Consider the following 16,176-nt stretch of genomic DNA (forward strand, 5'->3'; position numbering starts at 1 on the left):
GCATGAGCACCGAAGAGATCGTCTGCCGCCGTCTGGTCGGCCGTACCGCCGTCATCACCGGGGCCGGCAGCGGCATCGGCCTCGCCACCGCCCGCCGCCTCGCCTCCGAGGGCGCGAACGTCGTCTGCGGCGACATCGACGAGACCGCCGGCAAGGCGGCGGCAGAGGAGGTCGGCGGGACCTTCGTGAAGGTGAACGTCACGGACCCCGAGGAGGTCGAGAACCTCTTCAAGGTCGCCTTCGACACCTACGGCTCCGTCGACATCGCCTTCAACAACGCGGGCATCTCCCCGCCCGACGACGACTCCATCCTCACCACCGGCCTGGAGGCCTGGAAGCGCGTCCAGGACGTCAACCTCACCTCGGTCTACCTCTGCTGCAAGGCCGCCCTGCCCTACATGCAGCGCCAGGGCCGCGGCTCCATCATCAACACCGCCTCCTTCGTCGCCATCATGGGCGCGGCCACCAGCCAGATCTCGTACACCGCCTCCAAGGGCGGCGTGCTCGCGATGTCCCGCGAACTGGGCGTCCAGTTCGCCCGTGAGGGCATCCGTGTCAACGCCCTGTGCCCCGGGCCGGTCAACACCCCGCTCCTGCAGGAGCTGTTCGCCAAGGACCCGGAGCGGGCCGCCCGCCGGCTCGTGCACATCCCCGTCGGACGGTTCGCCGAGGCCGAGGAGATCGCCGCCGCGGTCGCCTTCCTCGCCAGTGACGACTCCTCCTTCATCAACGCCACCGACTTCCTCGTCGACGGCGGCATCTCGGGCGCGTACGTGACCCCGCTCTAAACCCTCGCCGCACCCTCGCCCACCGCCGCCGCCGCCGACCTCCCCACCCCACTCCCCACCCGACAGCCGGGCGCCACAAGGCGCCCGGCTGTCGGCCCCTGAACCCGCCCTCTAGGCTTGCGGGATGAGCATGACGACCCCTCCCGGCTGGTACCCGGACCCGTCCACGCCCACCGTCGAACGCTGGTGGGACGGTACGACCTGGACCGCGCACACCCGGCAGGGGCCCGCTGCGCCGGCGCCCACGACCGTGTTCACCGCTCCTCCCGCGGCCAGCGGGCGCGGCCGGGCCGTCGCGCTCGGCGCGGGCGCGGTGGTCGTCGTGGCGGCGGTCGTCGCCGGAGTCGTCCTCTTCGGCGGCGGCGACGAAGAGAAGGACCCGGGCACGGCAGGTCCGACCGCGGCGCCCACGACCACCTCGGCGCCCACGTCGTCCGCCTCCAGCAGCCCGCCCGCCGAGGACCCCACGAAGGTCGTCGACCAGCTCAACGGCATCACGCTCCCGGTCATCAAGGGCTGGGAGAAGCCGGACTACCACGCGGGCGGCGTGCCGACGGTCACGACCGTCGGCGAGTACCCCTGTCCGGGCGCCACCAACCAGGACTGCCGGCACGGCACGGTGGCCTCCCGTACGGCGTCGGGCACGGACGCCGGGTCCCCCGAGGCCCTTGCCAAGGAGGACATCGCCCTGGCCGCCGACGACTTCTACGAGGAGGACGTCCTCGGGTACCAGCGGTACGGCGGCATCGTCTCCCACAAGCAGATCGACGCCCGCTCCACCGTCGTCGCCGGGCGCACCGGCTACCTCGTCCGATGGCAGGTCACCACCGGCAAGGGCCCCGGCGCCTACGTCCAGTCGCTCGTCTTCCCGTCCCCCACGGGCAGCGAGTCGCCGGTCGTCGTGCGCTTCGGCTTCGACGCGGGCCCCGGCGGTCCGCCGCTCGCCGCGATGGACGAGATCACGAAGGGGATCCTGCCGATCGGCAGCGCGACGGGCGGGGGAGTGGGCAGCTCGATCACCCCGGGGTCCTGACCGACGGTCACAGGAACGTGCGGCCCTCGCCCCGGTACGTCGGGACCGTCGCCGTGATCCGGTCGCCCTCGATCAGCTGGAGGCTGTCGAACCGCTCGCACAGCTCCCCGGCCTTCGCGTGCCGGAACCACACCTTGTCCCCGATGAGGAGATCGTCGGCGGGCGACCCGAGCAACGGCGTCTGCACCTCGCCGGGACCCTCCTGCGGGTCGTAGCGCAGCCCCTCCGGGAGGTACGGAACGGGCAGCCGGTCCACGCCCGCCGCACCGGACGCCGGATAGCCGCCGCCGAGCACGGTCACCACGCCGACGCCCGGGCGACGCACGACGGGCTGCGCGAAGAGGGCGGCGGGACGGCCGGTGAAGGACGTGTAGTTGTCGAAGAGACGCGGCACGTAGAGGCCCGAACCGGCGGCGATCTCGGTCACCGCATCCTCGGCCGCCGTGTGCTGCACGCTGCCCGTCCCGCCGCCGTTGACGAACTCCAGATCCGGCGCCACCGCCCGCACGGCGCGGACCACGGCCGCGCGCCGGGACTCCAGCTCCTTGCGGGCGGCCGACTGCATGAGCCGGATCGCCCGGGACCGCAGCGGCCGACCGGCGACCGCGTCCCCGACACCGGCGACATGCCCCTCGTACGCCATGATCCCGACCAGCCGGAAGCCCGGCCTGCGGGCCACGGAGCGGGCCAGCTCGGCGAGCTGGGCGGGCTCGCGGAGCGGGGAGCGGAGGGCTCCTATCCGGACGCGACCGCCGAGCAGCCGGAACGAGGTGTCCAGTTCCAGGCAGACCCGGATCTCCTCACCGCCGCCCGCGCGGGCGGCGTCGATCAGGTCCAGCTGCGCCGGGTCGTCGACCATGACGGTCACGGCGGCGGCGAGCTTGGGGTCGTTCGCCAGCTCGCCGAACGCGGTGCGGTCGGCGGACGGGTAGGCGAGCAGCACGTCCTCGAACCCGGCCCTGGCCAGCCACAGCGACTCGTCGAGCGTGAACGACATGATCCCCGCGAAGTCCTCGCGGGCGAGGACCCGCTCCAGGAGCGCGCGGCACCGCACGGACTTGCTCGCCACCCGGATCGGCTTGCCGCCCGCGCGGCGCACGAGGTCGTCGGCGTTGGCGTCGAACGCCTCCAGATCGACGATGGCGACGGGCGCGTCGAGATGGGCGGTGGCCCGGTCGTACCGGGCCCGGTCGGCGGCGCGGGGAGTCATGGCCCGAGCTTGCCAGACGGGTTTACGGGTGGGTAGCCCCTGAGTTCCCGTGCTGCGGGGAACAGCCCGTAGAGTGGCGGGCATTGCCGGGGCAGGCACCACGACGGGACAACCAGGGGGACGGGGATGAGCACCGACGCGCACCAGCCCACGTCCCGCATCACCGACGCCCTGCTCCCACCCCCGAAGTCGGCGCCCGACGCCGCCGCGGGCGGTACGGCGGCCACCACGCCGCCCCGCGTCGCGTCCGCACCTCCGCAGACCCCGGTCCCGCCCGCCGCCTCGCCGGGCCCGGGTCCGGTCGGCCCGGCCGCCCCCGCACTTCGCCCGATCGCCGCCCCGCCGGTTCCCGCTGCCGCTCGCCCGGCTGCCGCGCCGCAGGTGCCGGCAGCCGGCCGTCCGGCCGCTACCGCACCGGCCGCGCATGCCGCCCCCTCGCGCCCCGCCTCGGCGCCGACCGCGCCACCTGCCGGACACGCTGCTCGTCCCGAACCGGCCCCGTCACGCCCCGCGTCGGCCCCGGCCGCTCCGGCCCCGGCGACGTCGGTCACGGAGCACGCCGGTCGCACCGCCCCCATACCGCCGCGCCCGGCGGCAGCGCCCCGCATACCCACCGCCGGCCCGGCCACCCCGGGGAGTGGCCCCGGCGCGGCTCCGCGTACCGCATCCGCGGCGGGCGGTTCCGGCGGCGCGCCCGTGCCGAAGCCCGGCCGGACCTCCGGCGCTCAGCCCTCGCACGGCGTCCCGCCGCGAGCGGCGCAGGCGCCCGTCCCGAGCCCTGCCACCGGCCCCACGCGCGGGCTGCCGCCGCGGCCGGAAGCCGCTCCGGACTCCGCGCCCGCCGCGCCCGCCGACGACTCGGTCCGGCCCTCGGGCCCCGTGCGTCCCGCCCGCACGTCGGACGTGCCCGCGGCGGAGACGACCACGCGCCTGCGGCCCATCCGCGCCACCGAGCCCCCGCGCGCCCCGGCACCCCGCCCCGCCCCCGCGTCGGACCTGCCCGTCGTGGAGACGACCACCCGCCTGCGGCCCATCCGCGCCACCGAACCCTCGCGCCCCGCCGCGCCGAAGCCCCACCAGGCCTACGGCGCGTACCGGCCCTACACCGTGCCGCCCGAGACGCCCGCCGAGACGACCACGCGCCTGCGGCCCGTCCGTGAGCGCAGCACGGGGCGCGTCGTCGCGGCCGGCGCCTGTCTCGTCCTGGGGATCGGTCTCGTCGGTGGGGCCGTCGCCGGGGCCGTACTCGCCGCCACGGACGCCGGCGAACCCGCCCCGCCCGCGGGATACGAACAGGCCAGGACCCTGTGGCACGACGTCCCCGTCGACACCCTCTTCCCCCGTACCCTCGCCGGCCCCGGCACCGGCCCCGGTGCGGCCGACCGCACCTGGACGCGGGTCGTCGTCGCCGCAGACGCCCCCTGCACGGCCGCCGTCCTGCAGAAGAGCCTGCTCACGGCGGTGCAGAGCGTCGGCTGCGACCGCGTCCTGCGCGCCACCTACACCGACGCCACCGCCAGCAGCGTGGTCACCGTCGGCCTCGTCTTCACCCAGGCCGAGCCCGAGGCCACCCGCTCCCTCGCCGGCGAGTCCGCCGCCCGGATCGCCGCCGACGTCCCCCCTGCGCTCGCCGCCCCCGGCACCGTCGCCGCCCGCTTCGGCGCCGCGCAGCGCGCCAGCTGGTTCACGCGCGCCCTCACCGACCTCCCCGTCGTCGTCACCTCCGTCTCCGGCTTCGCCGACGGCCGCCCCGTCACCCGCCCCGAGCCCGCCGAACGCGCCATGGCCGCCGGGCAGACCAGCGCCCCCGCCCAGGCCGGCCTCGGCCACGAGGCGAAGGGCGTAGCCGACCGCATCGAGCGCGGACTGCGCACCGCCGTCACCGCGGCAACGAAGGACGACGACCAGTGACCCGTCTCCGCCCCCGCGCCCTCGCGGCCCTCCTCGCCGCCTCCTTCGTCGTCCTCCCCGCCACCACCACCCCCGCGTACGCCGACACCATCCGCGCCCGCCAATGGGGTCTCCAAGCCCTGCACACCACCGAGGCGTGGCGCACCACCAAGGGCGAGGGCATCACCGTCGCCGTCCTCGACACGGGCGTCGACGCCGACCACCCCGACCTCGCCGGCTCCGTCCTCACCGGCAAGGACTTCGTCGGCTTCGGCGCCGAACGAGGCGAGCCCGCCTGGGCCGTGCACGGCACCGCCATGGCCGGCATCATCGCCGGACACGGCCACGGCCCCGGCCGCCAGGACGGCGTCCTCGGCATCGCGCCGAAGGTCGAGATCCTGCCTGTACGGGTCATCCTCGAAGGCACCGACAAGTCCCGCGACAAGGCCCGCAAGACCCGTGGCACCGCCCTCGCCGAGGGCATCCGTTGGGCCACCGACCACGGCGCCGACGTCATCAACCTCTCCCTCGGCGACGACTCCAAGTCCGCCCACCCCGACGCCGGCGAGGATGCCGCCGTCCAGTACGCCCTCTCCAAGGGCGTCTCCGTCGTCGCCTCGGCCGGCAACGGCGGCGAGAAGGGCGACCACATCTCGTACCCCGCCGCCTACCCCGGCGTCGTCGCCGTCACCGCCGTCGACCGCTACGGCACCCGCGCCTCCTTCTCCACCCGCCGCTGGTACGCCACCGTCAGCGCCCCCGGCGTCGACATCGTCATGGCCAACCCCGACCGCCGCTACTACGAGGGCTGGGGCACCAGCGCCGCCGCCGCCTTCGTCTCCGGCGCCGTCGCGCTGGTCCGCTCTGCCCACCCGGACCTGACCCCCGCCCAGATCAAGCAGCTCCTCGTCGACACCGCCCGCAACCGGCCCAAGAACGGCCGCAGCGACGACAAGGGGTACGGCACCGTCGACCCGGCGGCCGCGATCGAGGCCGGAATCCGGCTCAAGGGTGCCGATCCCAAGAGCGCCTCCTCCGGCTACACCGGCCGGTACTTCGGCCCCGGACCGCAGGCCGCCCCCGCCGAGAGCGAGCCGATCGGCCTGCTCGCCCCCGCCGTCGGCGGCCTCGGCGCGCTGCTGCTCGCCGCGGCGGTGGTCCTGTGGCGCGGCAGCCGCGCTACAGGACCGCGCCCACCGAGGTGACCGCCGCCCGGGCCGTGTCCTCCACGAGCCCGACCCCCGCCTCCTTCGTGGCGTGCCCGTCGGACACCACCGCCACCAGGTAGACCCGGCCGTCCGCGGTCACCCGCCCCACGCTGTTGACGTCCCACAGCCCGGTCGCTTCCCGAGGCAGCCACCCGTTCTTGAGCGCCCGGTCACCGCCCGCCGCGGACACGCCCCAGTCCTGCCCGGCGACCACACCTTCCATCAGCTCCGCGACGTACGCGCGGGACTCCGCCTCCAGCGGCGAGTCCGTGCCGAACACCGCAGCCAGCAGCGCCAGTTGATCCTCAGCTGTGGTCTGGGTCAGCCCCCAGGCCGCCGCCGCGGTCGTCTCGGTGAGTCCGAGCCGCGCGTTGGCCGCGTCGAGCCCCTCCGCGCCGCCGACGGCCTGCCAGAGCGCGGTCGCCGACGCGTTGTCGCTGCGCTCGATCATCGCGGCGGCGGCCGTCCGCTCCGCCGCGGTCGGCTCCCGGCCCTCGTCCTGCGCGCGGAGCAGCAGCGCGGCGAGGATGTCGAGCTTCACGATGCTGGCGGTGTCGTACGTCCGCCCCTCGCCGCCGTACGAGGCCGAGCGCCCGGTCTCCAGGTCGAGCACCGCGACCGACACGGACGCCTCGCTCCCGGCGAGCACCAGCGCCACCGCCTCCGCGAGCACGGCGTCGAGATCCACTTCCACGGTCACGGTGGCCGTCTCCTCCATGGTGGGACGTGCGGCGGTCAGGGCCGGATCGGCCGGCCGCACGGCGGGTGCGCACAGGGCGGCCGCCGTGAGCACGACGGCCGGCAGGGCAAGTCTGGGGCGGGGCATGGGCGGGACGCTAGGAACGCCGCCTGAGTGCGGCCTGTGCGCGAGCTGGCCACCCGCTGGGAAAACGCCCCCGGAGCGGCGGTTAGGCTCGGTGCGTGGCGCTCAAGAACATCCCTGACCCCGGTTTCTCCGACGACGACGGCACCGCCGACCCGCGGCTCGCCGCGGCCCTCGCGGCCTGGGCGGAGGACAGAACTGCCCACGGCCCGGTCCTGGAGGCCCTGCGGGACGCGCGCCTGCTCGTCCCCGTCGTCGCCGTCCTCGGCGAGGTCGAGGAGGACCCCGAGACGGGGCTGCGCCGCGAGAAGACCAGCGACATGGCCGTGCCCACGCTGACCGCGGGCGACCGGCGCGCACTGCCGGCGTTCACCTCGATCGCCTCGCTCGCGCTCTGGGACCCGGCGGCCCGGCCCGTCGCCGTTCCCCTGCACCAGGCGCTGCAGGCCGCCGCGCACGAGAAGGCCGACACCGTCGTCCTCGACCTGGCGGGACCCGTCCCGTACCAGCTGAGCGGCCCGGCGCTGCTGGCCCTCGCGGAGGGCCGCGCCAGCGCGGACCCGCTGGACGACCCGGCGGTACGGGACGCGGTGCGGAACGCTGTCGCGGCCGAGCCCGCGGTCCTGCGCGCCCACCTCGGCCCCGGCAGCGCCGACGGCATCCTCGCGCTCGTCCTGGCCGAGGACGCCGCGCCCGCGGAGGCCGCCCAGCGGGTGGCCCGTTCCCTGGCGGCCGACGAAACACTGAGGGCCCGCCTGGTGCGCGGCCTCGACCTGGCACTCCTGCCGGCCTCGGCCACGCCTCCGGGCGAGCCCTTCTACGTAAGGAACTGACTTCGGGCGGGTCCCAGCCGTAAACCGGACCCGTGGCTGCGATCTCCCGGGGGGCGACCCCCGTACCCCCGATGGGTCCTAGCCGTAAACCGGCCCCGTGACTGCGATCTCCCGGGGGGCGACCCCCGTACCCCCGACGGGTCCTAGCCGTAAACCGGCCCCGTGTACTTCTCGCCCGGGCCCTGGCCCGGCTCGTCCGGGACGATCGAGGCCTCGCGGAAGGCCAGCTGCAGGGACTTCAGGCCGTCCCGCAGCGGCGCCGCGTGGAAGGAGCTGATCTCCGTCGCGCCGGCGTCGAGGAGGCCCGCCAGCGCGTGGACCAGCTTGCGCGCCTCGTCGAGGTCCTTGTGCTTCTCGCCGTCCTCGGTGAGGCCGAGCTTCACCGCGGCGGCGCTCATCAGGTTCACCGCGACGGTCACGATGACCTCGACCGCGGGGACCTCCGCGATGTCACGGGTCATGTCGTCGAAGTCGGGGGACTCGGTGTGGGGCGTCTCGCTCATGCCCACACGATAAGCCGGGAGACCCCGCCGGACGTCCCGCGGTCCTCGGTTAGCGAACCCCGGCGGTCGGTGCTAACCTTGTGTAACGACCGGCCGGACACCTATGTGCCCGGCCCACAAGTGGAGGCTCCGATCTCCCACCTGGCCGCCCTCGCGGGCGGCGGGTCACCGGTCAGGTGGCGCCCATCGTTCCGTACGGACGATGGAGCCGCCCGATGTGCGCCCCGCGGTTGACCGCGGCGGTGCTCCGGTATTTCCGTGGAGCCCCGCCTGTGTCCCGTCCGGGGCGTTTTTTGTACCGGCGCGGTTGGTCTCACTGAAACAGACATACGCGTCCGTCCGCCAGGCGGTCGCGTGGTGCTACCGAGGAGGATCCATCAGCGCCGAGCCCCGCATCAACGACCGGATTCGCGTTCCCGAGGTGCGACTTGTCGGTCCCAGCGGCGAGCAGGTCGGGATTGTTCCGCTTGCCAAGGCCCTGGAGCTCGCACAGGAGTACGACCTCGACCTGGTCGAGGTCGCGGCGAACGCCCGTCCGCCCGTGTGCAAGCTCATGGACTACGGGAAGTTCAAGTACGAGTCGGCCATGAAGGCCCGTGAGGCGCGCAAGAACCAGGCGCACACGGTCATCAAGGAGATGAAGCTCCGGCCGAAGATCGACCCGCACGACTACGACACCAAGAAGGGTCACGTCGTCCGGTTCCTCAAGCAGGGCGACAAGGTCAAGATCACGATCATGTTCCGTGGTCGTGAGCAGTCCCGCCCCGAGCTTGGATTCCGGCTGCTGCAGCGGCTGGCTTCGGACGTCGAGGAGCTTGGCTTCATCGAGTCCAACCCGAAGCAGGACGGCCGGAACATGATCATGGTTCTCGGCCCGCACAAGAAGAAGACCGAGGCCATGGCCGAGGCGCGTGAGGCCCAGGCCGCGCGCAAGGCGGAGCGTCAGGGCGGTTCGTCCGACGAGACCGTCGAGGCTCCGGCCGAGGAGGCTTCGGCCGAGGCTGCCGCCGAGGCCGAGAACCCCGAGGCGTGACCCGAGGGGCTGCCATCCAGGCAGCCCCGGGCCCCGCCCGGAACCACCAAACGAATCTGACGCTCCCGGATGTCCGGTGCCCTTACCGGGCGGGAGCGCCACTGACGAGGAGATAACGGCGCGATGCCGAAGAACAAGACGCACTCCGGTGCCAAGAAGCGCTTCAAGATCACCGGCTCCGGCAAGGTGCTGCGCGAGCGCGCCGGCAAGCGCCACCTGCTCGAGCACAAGTCGTCCAAGCTGACGCGTCGCCTCACCGGCAACGCCGAGATGGCCCCGGGCGACGCGGCCAAGATCAAGAAGATGCTGGGCATCTGAGCTTGATCTCCCGCCCTCGGCGACGAGGGCATCCGGCCAAGTCCGGGACCCATCCGATTTCCGGGTCGTGTGAGTACCCCCACGACCCCGCTACAAGGAGTTAAGAAGTGGCACGCGTCAAGCGGGCAGTCAACGCCCACAAGAAGCGCCGGGCGATCCTCGAGGCGGCCTCCGGCTACCGCGGTCAGCGTTCGCGCCTGTACCGCAAGGCCAAGGAGCAGGTCACCCACTCCCTGGTCTACAACTACAACGACCGCAAGAAGCGCAAGGGCGACTTCCGTCAGCTGTGGATCCAGCGCATCAACGCCGCTGCCCGCCAGAACGGCATGACGTACAACCGCCTCATCCAGGGTCTGAAGGCCGCCAACATCGAGGTGGACCGCAAGATCCTCGCCGAGCTGGCCGTCAACGACTCGAACGCGTTCGCCGCGCTCGTCGAGGTCGCGCAGAAGGCCCTTCCGGCCGATGTCAACGCCCCGAAGGCCGCTGCCTGATCTCCAGGCCGCAGATCTTCTGCACCGGACCCGCAGGCCTTCGGGCCTGCGGGTCCGGTCGTGTTCGGAGCACCCCAGCCCCCGAGCCGCCCGGACCCCCGACCCGCCCGGACCCCCGAAAAGAGCCACCGACCCCATGGGTACCCCCGAGCTGATCTCCCCGCGTTCCCCGCGTGTCGTCGCCGCCAGGCGGCTCGCCAAGCGCAACTTCCGGGGCAAGGACCGCCTCTTCATCGCCGAGGGCCCGCAGGCCGTCCGCGAGGCCGTCCAGCACCGCAGCGGCACCGGTGAGCCCACCCTCGTCGAGCTCTTCACCACCGTCGAGGCCGCCGAGCGGTACGCCGACATCGTCGACGCCGCCCGCGCCGCCGGGGCCCGTGTCCACCACGCCTCCGACGCCGTCCTCGCCGAGGTCTCCCAGACCGTCACCCCGCAGGGCCTGGTCGGAGTCTGCCGCTTCCTCGACTCGCCCTTCGAGGAGATCCTCGCCGCCAAGCCCAAGCTGGTCGCCGTCCTCGCCCACGTCCGCGACCCCGGGAACGCCGGCACCGTCCTGCGCTGTGCCGATGCGGCAGGCGCCGACGCCGTCGTCCTCACCGACGCCTCCGTCGACCTGTACAACCCCAAGTCCGTCCGCGCCTCCGTCGGCTCCCTCTTCCACCTCCCGGTCGTCGTCGGCGTCCCGGTCGAGCAGGCCGTCGCCGGCCTGAAGAGCGCGGGCGTACGGATCCTGGCCGCCGACGGGGCCGGGGAGGACGACCTCGACGACGAGCTGGACGCCGGCACCATGGGCGGGCCCACCGCATGGGTGTTCGGCAACGAGGCATGGGGGCTGCCGGAGGAGACCCGAGCCCTGGCCGACGCGGTGGTGCGCGTGCCGATCCACGGCAAGGCCGAGAGCCTCAACCTCGCGACGGCCGCCGCCGTGTGCCTGTACGCCTCCGCGCGTGCCCAGCGCCCCCGAACCTCCGCCTGAGGGGGTCCACTCCGCCACTTTCAACTAGTAGGGTGACGGGCTCGGGGGGCCCACTGCGCTACACGGAGGGGTGGGGAACGGGGATGACGGTCGGCACGGACAGTCCCGCACACGCACGGAGTGCCGAACCGCCTGCCCCGAAGGAGCCGGCGGAACCCGCCTCCCCGGCGCCGGACGGCCCCGGGATCGACCCCGACGAGCTGCCCGACGGCCTCGTCGTCGCCGACGCCACGGGCCGGGTCGTCTGCTTCAACGCCGCCGCCAGCCGCATCACCTCCGTCCCCGGTCACCAGGCCCTCGGCCTTCCCCTGGAGCAGGCCCTGCCCCTGGAGGACCTCAAGGGCCGGCGCTGGTGGACCCTCACCGACCCGTACGGCGGCCTCGCCACCCGCCGCGGCCAGCCCGAGCGCAATCTGCTCCTGCCCGGCGGCCGCGAGGTCCTCGTCTCCGCCCGCTACGTCCGCGAGCACCCCACCGGGCCCGTCTGCCGTGTCGTGGTTTCCCTGCGCGGCACCGAGGCCCGGCGCCGTACGGAGCGCAGCCACGCCGAACTCATCGCCACCGTCGCCCACGAGCTGCGCTCCCCGCTGACCTCCGTCAAGGGCTTCACGGCGACGCTGCTCGCCAAGTGGGAACGGTTCACCGACGACCAGAAGCGGCTGATGCTGGAGACCGTCGACGCCGACGCCAACCGCATCACCCGGCTCATCGCCGAGCTCCTCGACATCTCCCGGATCGACTCCGGCCGGCTCGAGGTGCGGCGCCAGCCCGTGGACATCGCCGCCGCGGTCGGCCGCCACATCCAGGCCCACACCACCGGCGGCCAGTCCCCGGACCGCTTCTTCGTACGGGTCCAGCCGCAGCTGCCCGATCTGTGGGCCGACCCCGACAAGGTCGACCAGGTCCTCGGCAACCTGCTCGAAAATGCGGTGCGCCACGGCGAGGGAACCGTCACCATCGAGGTGGCACCCACCTGCGCCACCACCGACGGAGAGAAGGGAACGGCGGTCACCGTGAGCGACGAAGGCCCCGGCATTCCCGAGGAGTCGATGGGCCGTGTCTTCACCCGCTTCTGGCGGGGGAGCAAGCGCGGTGGCACCGGGCTCGGCCTCTACATCGTCAAGGGCATCGTCGAGGCGCACGGCGGCACGATCACCGTCGGCCGCGGTCCCCGCGGCGGCGCCGAGTTCCGATTTATCCTGCCCGTCGGCGCCCCGGCCTATCTCGCCTGACGAGATCACGAGCCGCCCGGGCCGCCCACGGGCTCATTCGCGTCCCCGCGCCCCGTTAGACTCGACCTTTGGCACGTTTGCGCCCTTGACGTCGAGCGGGGCCGCGCCCAAGCCAGCCAAACGGAAGCACGGGAAGAGATGTCCGCACCCAATAAGTCGTACGACCCGGTTGAGGTCGAGGCCTTGAAACCGGAAGAGATCGAGCGCATGCGGGACGAGGCGCTCGCCGCCTTCGCCGCCGCGGGTGACCTCGACGCGCTCGCGCACGCGAAGGTCGCGCACACGGGGGGCACCTCGCCGCTCGCGCTGGCCAACCGCGAGATCGGCGCGCTGCCGCCGCAGGCCAAGGCCGCGGCCGGCAAGCTCGTGGGCCAGGCCCGCGGCGCGGTCTCCAAGGCCCTCGCCGCCCGGCAGGTCGAGCTCGAGGCCGAGCGCGACGCCCGCGTCCTGGTCGAGGAGGCGGTGGACGTCACCCTTCCGTACGACCGCGTCCCGGCCGGCGCCCGCCACCCGCTGACCACGCTCATGGAGCGGGTCGCCGACGTCTTCGTCTCCATGGGGTACGAGGTCGCCGAGGGTCCCGAGGTCGAGGCGGAGTGGTTCAACTTCGACGCCCTCAACTTCGTGCCGGACCACCCGGCGCGCCAGATGCAGGACACCTTCTTCGTCCAGGGCCCCGAGGGGACGACCGGCGACGAGTCCGGTGTCGTGCTCCGTACGCACACCTCCCCGGTGCAGGCCCGGACGCTCATCGACCGGGAGCCGCCGGTCTACGTCGTGTGCCCCGGCCGCGTCTACCGCACCGACGAGCTCGACGCCACGCACACCCCGGTCTTCCACCAGATCGAGCTGCTCGCCGTCGACGAGGGCCTGACCATGGCCGACCTCAAGGGCACCCTGGACCACATGGTCCAGGCGCTCTTCGGGCCCGACATGAAGACCCGGCTCCGCCCGAACTTCTTCCCGTTCACCGAGCCGTCCGCCGAGATGGACATGCTCTGCTACGTCTGCCGCGGCGAGTCCGTCGGCAACCCCGACCGGCCCTGCCGCACCTGCGGCAGCGAGGGCTGGATCGAGCTGGGCGGCTGCGGCATGGTCAACCCCAAGGTGCTCGTCGCCTGCGGTGTCGACCCGGAGAAGTACAGCGGATTTGCCTTCGGGTTCGGCATCGAGCGGATGCTGATGTTCCGCCACAACGTCGAAGACATGCGAGACATGGTCGAGGGTGACGTCCGGTTCACCCGGCCGTTCGGGATGGAGATCTGATGCGGGTCCCGCTTTCTTGGCTGCGGGAGTACGTCGACCTGCCGGCGACGGAGACCGGACGTGACGTCCAGGCCAAGCTCATTTCGGCAGGACTCGAGGTCGAGACCGTCGAGCAGCTCGGCGCCGGCCTGACCGGCCCGCTGGTGGTCGGCAAGGTCCTCACCATCGAGGAGCTGACGGAGTTCAAGAAGCCGATCCGCTTCTGCACCGTCGACGTCGGCCAGGCCAACGGCACCGGCGAGCCCCAGGAGATCATCTGCGGCGCCCGCAACTTCGCCGAGGGCGACAAGGTCGTCGTGGCGCTGCCCGGCGCCGTGCTCCCCGGTGACTTCCGGATCGCCGAGCGCAAGACGTACGGCCGGGTCTCCCGCGGCATGATCTGCTCCGGCGACGAGCTCGGCATGGGCGACGACGGCACGCACGGCATCATCGTGCTGCCGCCGGAGCTCGAGATCGGCATCGACGCCACCAAGCTCCTGGAGCTGTACGACGAGGTCCTCGACATCGCCGTCACCCCGGACCGCGGCTACTGCCTCTCGATGCGCGGCGTCGCCCGCGAGACCGCCATCGCGTACGGCCTGCCGCTGCGCGACCCGGCGCTGCTCGACGTGCCCGCGCCGAACTCGTACGGCTACCCGATCCAGGTCGCCGACCCGATCGGCTGCGACCGCTTCACCGCCCGTACGGTCGTCGGTGTCGCCCCCGAGGCGCGCACCCCGATCTGGATGCAGCGCAGGCTCCAGAAGGCCGGCATGCGCACCGTCTCGCTCGCCGTCGACATCACCAACTACGTGATGCTGGAGCTCGGCCAGCCGCTGCACGCCTACGACCGCACCCGGCTCGACGGCCCCGTCGGCGTCCGCCGTGCCGCCGCCGGAGAGACGATCACCACGCTCGACGGCGTCAAGCGCGTCCTCGACTCCGGGGACCTGCTGATCATCGACAACAGCGGCCCCATCGGTCTGGCCGGCGTGATGGGCGGCGCCCACACCGAGATCGCCGACCCGGTGACCGACCCCGAGACGGGCATCGTCACGGGCACCACCGAGATCGTCATCGAGGCCGCGCACTTCGACGCGATCTCGATCGCCCGTACGGCCCGCCGGCACAAGCTGGCCTCCGAGGCGTCCAAGCGCTTCGAGCGCGGGGTCGACCCGCAGGCCGCGGCCGCCGCCGCGCAGCGCTGCGTCGACCTGCTCGTGCTGCTCGCGGGCGGCACGGCCGAGGCCGGTGTCACCGAGATCGTCGCCCCGTCCGCGCCCCGCACGGTCACCATGCCGGCGGACCACCCGGACCGCGTCGCGGGCGTCGCCTACGGCCGCGAGACCGTCGTCCGCCGCCTCCAGGAGATCGGCTGCGACGTCTACGGTCAGGACGAGCTGGTCGTCACCGTCCCGTCGTGGCGTCCCGACCTGTACGTGCCGAACGACCTGGCCGAAGAGGTCATCCGCCTGGAGGGCTACGAGAACCTGCCCTCGACGCTGCCGAAGCCGCCCGCCGGGCGCGGTCTCACCGAGCGCCAGCGGACCCACCGCCGGGTCGGCCGCGCGCTGGCCGGTGCGGGCTACGTGGAGGCGCTGAACTACCCGTTCATCGGCGCGCAGGTCTTCGACCAGCTCGGCCTGGACGCGGACGACGCCCGCCGTCGCGTGGTCACGCTCGTCAACCCGCTCTCCGACGAGGAGCCCGCCCTCCGTACGACGCTGCTGCCGGGCCTGCTCGGCGCGCTGCGCCGCAACGACGGGCGCGGCAGCCACGACCTGGCGCTCTTCGAGACCGGTCTGGTCTTCCGGCCGGGCGAGCAGCCGGGTGTCGCCGTCCGCCTGCCCGTCGACCGCCGTCCCACCGACGAGGAGATCGCCACGGTCAACGCCGCGCTGCCCGCGCAGCCGCGCCGTGTCGCCGTCGTCCTCGCCGGCGCCCGGGAGCAGGCCGGCTGGTGGGGCAAGGGCCGTCCCTCCGACTGGGCCGACGCGATCCAGGCGGCGCGCACCGTGGCCGCCGAGGCCGGTGTCGAGCTGATCGTCAGCGCCGACCAGCACGCCCCGTGGCACCCGGGCCGCTGCGCCGCGTTCCACGTGGTGGTGGACGGCGAGCAGGTCCTCGTGGGCCATGGTGGAGAGCTGCACCCGCGCGTCGTGAAGGCGCTCGGCCTGCCGGACCGCACCTGCGCGATGGAGCTGGACCTGGACCTGGTGGAGCAGGCGAACGAGGGCCCCCTGAAGGCTCCGAGCATCTCCTCCTTCCCGGTCGCCACGCAGGACGTCGCCCTGGTCGTCGACGCCTCGGTCCCGACCGCCACGGTCGAGGCCGCGCTGCGCGACGGCGCCGGTGAACTCCTGGAGGCCATCCGGCTGTTCGACGTGTACACCGGTGACCAGCTCGGCGAGGGCAAGAAGTCCCTGGCGTACGCGCTGAAGTTCCGCGCCACGGACCGCACCCTCACGGTCGACGAGGCCAGCGCCGCGCGCGACGCGGCCGTCGCCCTGGCGTCCGAGCGCACGGGCGCCGTGCTGCGCGGCGCCTGATCGCAGGAAACCGAGGGGCTGCGCCCGGTCACCCGACCGGG

15 protein-coding genes are annotated in these 16,176 nt (G+C 73.5%); 12 read left to right on the forward strand and 3 right to left on the reverse strand.

Annotation, left to right across the window (positions count from 1 at the left end; translation table 11 throughout):
* Positions 1–2: 2 nt before the first annotated feature.
* Complete coding sequence (locus ACFV9D_RS34070) at positions 3–788, forward strand: 3-oxoacyl-ACP reductase (protein WP_383557580.1); 786 nt, start codon at positions 3–5, stop codon at positions 786–788.
* Between the two features lie 124 nt (positions 789–912).
* A complete protein-coding gene (locus tag ACFV9D_RS34075; protein ID WP_385155145.1) occupies positions 913–1,821 on the forward strand; it encodes a DUF2510 domain-containing protein in 909 nt (302 codons plus the stop codon).
* 7 nt (positions 1,822–1,828) lie between these two features.
* Here ACFV9D_RS34075 and ACFV9D_RS34080 read toward each other — a convergent pair whose 3' ends face one another.
* Complete coding sequence (locus tag ACFV9D_RS34080) at positions 1,829–3,031, reverse strand: amino acid deaminase/aldolase (RefSeq protein ID WP_385155148.1); 1,203 nt, start codon at positions 3,029–3,031, stop codon at positions 1,829–1,831.
* A 126-nt stretch (positions 3,032–3,157) separates the two neighbouring features.
* Here ACFV9D_RS34080 and ACFV9D_RS34085 point away from each other — a divergent pair, with 126 nt between their 5' ends.
* Together ACFV9D_RS34085 and mycP are read left to right on the forward strand one after the other, a co-directional pair.
* Complete coding sequence (locus ACFV9D_RS34085) at positions 3,158–4,942, forward strand: hypothetical protein (protein ID WP_385155151.1); 1,785 nt, start codon at positions 3,158–3,160, stop codon at positions 4,940–4,942.
* Complete coding sequence (gene mycP / locus ACFV9D_RS34090; RefSeq protein ID WP_385155154.1) at positions 4,939–6,126, forward strand: type VII secretion-associated serine protease mycosin; 1,188 nt, start codon at positions 4,939–4,941, stop codon at positions 6,124–6,126. Before ACFV9D_RS34085 ends, mycP begins: the two co-directional genes overlap by 4 nt.
* On the opposite strand, the gene ACFV9D_RS34095 is transcribed toward mycP, so the two are convergent.
* Positions 6,101–6,955, reverse strand: coding sequence for a serine hydrolase (locus ACFV9D_RS34095; RefSeq protein ID WP_385155157.1), 855 nt, complete (start codon positions 6,953–6,955; stop codon positions 6,101–6,103). The genes mycP and ACFV9D_RS34095 overlap by 26 nt on opposite strands.
* A 95-nt stretch (positions 6,956–7,050) precedes the next feature.
* On the opposite strand from ACFV9D_RS34095, the gene ACFV9D_RS34100 reads away from it, so the two are divergent.
* On the forward strand, positions 7,051–7,785 hold the full coding sequence (locus ACFV9D_RS34100; protein ID WP_385155161.1) for an SseB family protein: 735 nt from the start codon (positions 7,051–7,053) through the stop codon (positions 7,783–7,785).
* Between the two features lie 143 nt (positions 7,786–7,928).
* Here ACFV9D_RS34100 and ACFV9D_RS34105 read toward each other — a convergent pair whose 3' ends face one another.
* The gene (locus ACFV9D_RS34105) at positions 7,929–8,288 is read right to left on the reverse strand and encodes a DUF1844 domain-containing protein (RefSeq protein ID WP_385155163.1); all 360 of its coding nucleotides are present in this window, start codon (positions 8,286–8,288) and stop codon (positions 7,929–7,931) included.
* 316 nt (positions 8,289–8,604) lie between these two features.
* On the opposite strand from ACFV9D_RS34105, the gene infC reads away from it, so the two are divergent.
* From infC to pheT, 7 genes are all read left to right on the forward strand, one after another.
* On the forward strand, positions 8,605–9,321 hold the full coding sequence (gene infC / locus ACFV9D_RS34110; RefSeq protein ID WP_385155191.1) for a translation initiation factor IF-3: 717 nt from the start codon (positions 8,605–8,607) through the stop codon (positions 9,319–9,321).
* A gap of 123 nt (positions 9,322–9,444) precedes the next feature.
* Positions 9,445–9,639, forward strand: a complete 195-nt coding sequence (gene rpmI, locus ACFV9D_RS34115; protein WP_019884943.1) for a 50S ribosomal protein L35 — start codon at positions 9,445–9,447, stop codon at positions 9,637–9,639.
* A 107-nt stretch (positions 9,640–9,746) separates the two neighbouring features.
* Positions 9,747–10,133, forward strand: a complete 387-nt coding sequence (gene rplT, locus ACFV9D_RS34120; RefSeq protein ID WP_043227974.1) for a 50S ribosomal protein L20 — start codon at positions 9,747–9,749, stop codon at positions 10,131–10,133.
* A gap of 136 nt (positions 10,134–10,269) precedes the next feature.
* A complete protein-coding gene (locus ACFV9D_RS34125; protein WP_385155168.1) occupies positions 10,270–11,109 on the forward strand; it encodes a TrmH family RNA methyltransferase in 840 nt (279 codons plus the stop codon).
* Between the two features lie 83 nt (positions 11,110–11,192).
* On the forward strand, positions 11,193–12,341 hold the full coding sequence (locus ACFV9D_RS34130) for an ATP-binding protein (RefSeq protein ID WP_385155170.1): 1,149 nt from the start codon (positions 11,193–11,195) through the stop codon (positions 12,339–12,341).
* A gap of 138 nt (positions 12,342–12,479) precedes the next feature.
* On the forward strand, positions 12,480–13,607 hold the full coding sequence (gene pheS, locus ACFV9D_RS34135; RefSeq protein WP_376434536.1) for a phenylalanine--tRNA ligase subunit alpha: 1,128 nt from the start codon (positions 12,480–12,482) through the stop codon (positions 13,605–13,607).
* Positions 13,607–16,135 (forward strand): phenylalanine--tRNA ligase subunit beta, encoded by a 2,529-nt coding sequence (pheT, locus tag ACFV9D_RS34140; protein WP_385155173.1) that lies wholly within the window; start codon positions 13,607–13,609, stop codon positions 16,133–16,135. The genes pheS and pheT overlap by 1 nt, the downstream gene beginning before the upstream one ends.
* The last annotated feature ends 41 nt before the right edge of the window (positions 16,136–16,176 follow it).

The organism is Streptomyces sp. NPDC059875 (genome assembly GCF_042731085.1).
In the GTDB taxonomy this organism is placed as follows: domain Bacteria; phylum Actinomycetota; class Actinomycetes; order Streptomycetales; family Streptomycetaceae; genus Streptomyces.